The organism is Methylomonas sp. BG-2, from assembly GCF_057766305.1.
This window is the reverse complement of the sequence record NZ_JBYMAP010000295.1, coordinates 1-4,283: the sequence shown is the minus strand read 5'-3', so window position 1 is coordinate 4,283 and position 4,283 is coordinate 1. Positions and strand designations below refer to the sequence as shown.

Here is a 4,283-nt window from a genome sequence, read left to right as displayed (position 1 = left end):
ATTTAACCCAGGTTATTTAACATAGTTATTATTATCCCATTCCGTAAATATCCGCTCACCCTGAGCCCTTCGGCTCTTTTACTCTGAAAGTCGCTCCTACGAAACTGCCTTTCATTGGCCGGGATGATTGCCAAGTCTTCATGAACGTTAGGTTAATCCAACGCTGGTACAGGCTTTACCCGGCCGGCACACCGGGTCATAAATAGCGCCGGGTAAATAGTTTTACTTCGGCGGATTCGAAGAAAGACTGTCATCCCAACGGTAAGAGGGTATCCAGAGCCATGGATGCCGAGCTAAACGCCCTGATCCCACTGCTTTTCCAAGCGTTGCACCGACACCGGAAACGCGGTCTTCAGCTGTTGCGCGAACAACGACACCCGCAATTCCTCCAAGGCCCAGCGGAAGCTTTCCCGCTCCGGCGTCGGCGTCAAGGTTTTCATTTGTTTTTCGATGTGCTGCCAATACCGTTGCCACAAGCGTTTCAGACCCTGCACGTCCGGCGAATCCGGCTTTTGCTTGTCCAAGCGGCATTCGCTGGCTTTCAGATACCGAGCGATCGCCGCCAACTGCCCGGCCGGGGTATGGCGCAGAAACCCCCTGTAGAGCAACAGGCCGAACTGCTGCTCGATGTCCTCCCGCACCGCCGGCGCCACGCCGGGTTGTTGCAAGCGCTTCCGTAGTGTTTGATATTGGCTCAGGATTTCGCCGACTTGCTTGCCGGCCTGGGTCATCGTCGTCATTAGCGTCGATTTTTTCGCCGCCAAAACGGCTTCGAACTGCCGCTGGCTGCGGATGATCTGGCCTTCGACGAAGGCCGCCGCGAATACCCCGTACAACACATCGTCCTTGAAGTCGCCGCCGGCTCTATCTTTCAACAACGGGTGAACCGGCAACTGGTTATAGGCCAGCTGCAAAGCCGGGGCTACGCCGTGGTTTTTCAGGATGTATTGCGCGTCCTTTTTGCAGACCAACTGATACAGCTTGGTCAGGCCGTCGAAGTGAGCCAGCTCGGCTTTGTGCTGGGTTTCCAGAATTTTCACCCCAACCGTCTGCCCTTCGTCAACAATCGCCGGAAAACCGATGAAGCTCTGGCCTTTTTGCATGAATTGCCAGGTCTCCGGCAAGTCGTCGAAGGCCCAGGCGATGCAGCCGGTGTGATTCATTTCTTCCTGCGCCAGTTTGTCGAAACTGTCGCCGGCCTTGGTCGCGAACTGGGCTTGCAACTTGGCCAGATTACGGCCGTAGCCGATGGCCCGGCCGGCATCGTCCACCACCCGGAAGTTCATTTTCAAATGCTCGGGTAATTGGTCCGGTTGCCATTCGTTGAGCGGAATCGCCTCGCCGGTCAATTTGCGCAAGCGGTTACTCAGCCATTCGTACAGCGAACCTTTAAAATCCGGCTCGATTTCCAGGCAGGCCTTGGCGGTGTTAGGCACCGGCACGAAATGTTTGCGTAGATGCTTGGGCAGAGCCTTGATCAGCGCCACCACCTTTTCCTCCAGCATGCCCGGCACTAGCCAATCGAACGGCTGCTGGCGAATCTGGTTGAGCTGGTGCACCGGAATAATCGCGGTGACGCCGTCCTCGTCATGCCCCGGCTCGAAGCGGTAATGCAACTCGATGGTCAGATCGCCGACTTTCTTGCTGTCCGGAAAATCCCAGTCGTTGATTTGGTTGTCGTCGGTGCGGGTCAGGTCCTCCTTGGTCAGGAACAGAATCTTGGGATTATCCCGCTCGACCTGCTTGCGCCATTGGTCCAAGGTAATGCCGCTAACGATTTCGGCCGGCAGCTTCTTATCGTAATACTGATACAGCCATTCCTCGTCCTCGATCAAATCGACGCGGCGGCCCTTGTGCTGGATGTAACCCACCTCCTCCAGCAGCTTCTCGTTGGCTTTAAAAAACGGTGCGTTGGAGTGGTAATCCTGATTGACCAGCGCATGGCGGATGAACATCTCCCGCGCCGCTTTCGGATCGACGTTTTCGTAAGGTACTTTGCGTTTGGCTTGCAAGGTCAAGCCGTATAACAAGGTGCGCTCGAACACGCCGCAGCGGCCGGCGTTTTTCTCCCAATGCGGATCGTAGTAATTGCGTTTGACCAAATGCTGAGCGCAGGCTTCGATCCATTCCGGTTCGATCTTGGCGACGGTGCGGGCGTAGACCTTGCTGGTCTCGACCTGCTCGGCGGCCATGATCCACTTCGGCCGCGCCTTGTGCTGGCCGGAACCGGGGAAGATGAAAAACTTCAGGCCGCGCGCGCCCAAATATTCGTATTGCTCGTGGCGAAAGCCGATATTCGACAGCAAACCCGGCAGCAAGGCCATGTGGATTTGCTCGTAGTTGGCCGGATTGCCGGCGGTCTTCAGAGCCAGATCGCCGCGCGCCACCTGCATGATTTGAGTGTGAATGTCGTGCCATTCGCGCATGCGAATGTAGGACAGAAAGTTGTCCTGGCAGTACTTGCGCAGTTTGCTGTTGGTCAGGTGTTTCTTCTGTTCCTCGAAGGCGTTCCACAGATTCAACAGCGTCAAAAAGTCCGAATCCTCGGCCTTGAACTGGGCGTGCTTGGCTTCGGCTTGCGGCAGTTTGTCGGCCGGCTTGTCGCGCGGGTCCTGAATGCTCAACGCAGAGACGATGATAGACACTTCGTGCAGCGAGCCCAATTGCGCCGCCGCCAACAGCATCCGCGCCAGTTTCGGGTCGGTGGGAATCTTCGCCAATTGCCGGCCGGTTTCGGTCAGCTGGCCTTGCTTGTCCAGCGCATCGACCTCGAACAACGAGGTCTTGCCGTCGCGGACCATTTTTTCATCGGGCGGCTCGACGAACGGGAATTCCTCGATGTCGCCCAGCTTCAAGGCCGCCATCTGCAAGATCACCGACGACAGATTGGTACGCAAGATCTCGGGATCGGTAAATTCCGGGCGGGCTAGATAATCCTCTTTGGAATACAAGCGGATGCAGATACCTTCCGCGACTCGGCCGCAACGCCCTGCCCGTTGGTTGGCGCTGGCTTGGGAGATGCGCTCAATCGGCAAACGCTGAATCTTGCTTTTGGCGCTGTAGCGACTGATGCGGGCGTGACCGGAGTCGATAACGCAACGAATGCCGGGCACGGTCAGAGACGTTTCGGCGACGTTGGTGGCCAACACGATGCGCGGTTTGTTGCCGGAAGGCTTGAACACCCGCTCCTGCTCGGCGACGCTGAGCTTGGAATACAACGGCAACACCTCGTAGCGACTGTTGTGGTGTGACTTGCGCAGCGATTCGGTAGTCTCGCGAATTTCGTGTTCGCCGCTCAGGAAAATCAAAATGTCGCCGCGCAAATCCCGGTACAACTCGTCTACCGCATCCAGAATGGCCTGCTGCAAGTCGGCCGAAGTTTCGTCGTCTTCCTCGATCAACTCGATCGGTCGGTAGCGAATATCCACCGGATAAGTGCGGCCGGAGACGTTGACGATGGGCGCGCCATTAAAATGCTTGGCGAATCGTTCCGGGTCGATGGTCGCCGAAGTAATCACCACCTTCAAATCCGGCCGCTTCGGCAGCAACCAGCGCAGATAACCCAGCAAAAAGTCGATGTTCAGACTGCGCTCGTGGGCCTCATCTATGATCAGCGTGTCGTACTGGTTTAGATAGCGGTCGTTCTGGGTCTCGGCCAGTAAAATACCGTCGGTCATCAATTTGACCAGCGAGTTCGGCGCGGTCTGGTCGTGAAAACGTACCTTGTAACCGACGGTATTGCCGATGGCCTGGCCCAGCTCTTCGGCGATTCGGTCCGCCACGGTGCGGGCGGCAATCCGCCGCGGTTGGGTGTGGCCGATCATGCCGCTGATACCGCGGCCAATCTCCAGACAAATCTTCGGCAACTGCGTGGTTTTGCCGGAGCCGGTCTCGCCGCAGACAATGGTCACTTGGTTGTTTTTAATGAGTTCGGCAATCTCGTCCTTCTTGCCGCTAACCGGTAAATCCGGATACTGGATAACCGGCACCGAGGCACGGCGCTGGTTACAGCGACCTACGGAACGCTCGATCTTTTCCGCCAGTTGCTGGACTTGCCCGGTAACATCCTTGCCCTTCCCAGCCTCATTACGCAATCTGTCGAACTGGCGCTTCAGGGCATGGCGGTCGGTACCAAGGCATTGGTTTAGCTGATGGGAAAGGCGTTTGAGTTCGGCAGCAAGGGACATGCAGTTAATGGATGGCGAGCAAAAACCCGCATTATAAACGCAGACGCCGTTGGCCTCGTCAGCCGGCTGTTTATGCAAATTTGGTTTAAACACCCA

The 4,283-nt window shown here is 56.7% G+C and carries 1 protein-coding gene; it reads right to left on the bottom strand.

Annotation, left to right across the window (positions count from 1 at the left end):
* Positions 1-293: 293 nt before the first annotated feature.
* Positions 294-4,187: an ATP-dependent RNA helicase HrpA gene (gene hrpA, locus AC3B8H_RS19020; RefSeq protein WP_488443094.1), complete on the bottom strand. Its 3,894-nt coding sequence runs from the start codon at positions 4,185-4,187 to the stop codon at positions 294-296.
* Between the last annotated feature and the right edge of the window lie 96 nt (positions 4,188-4,283).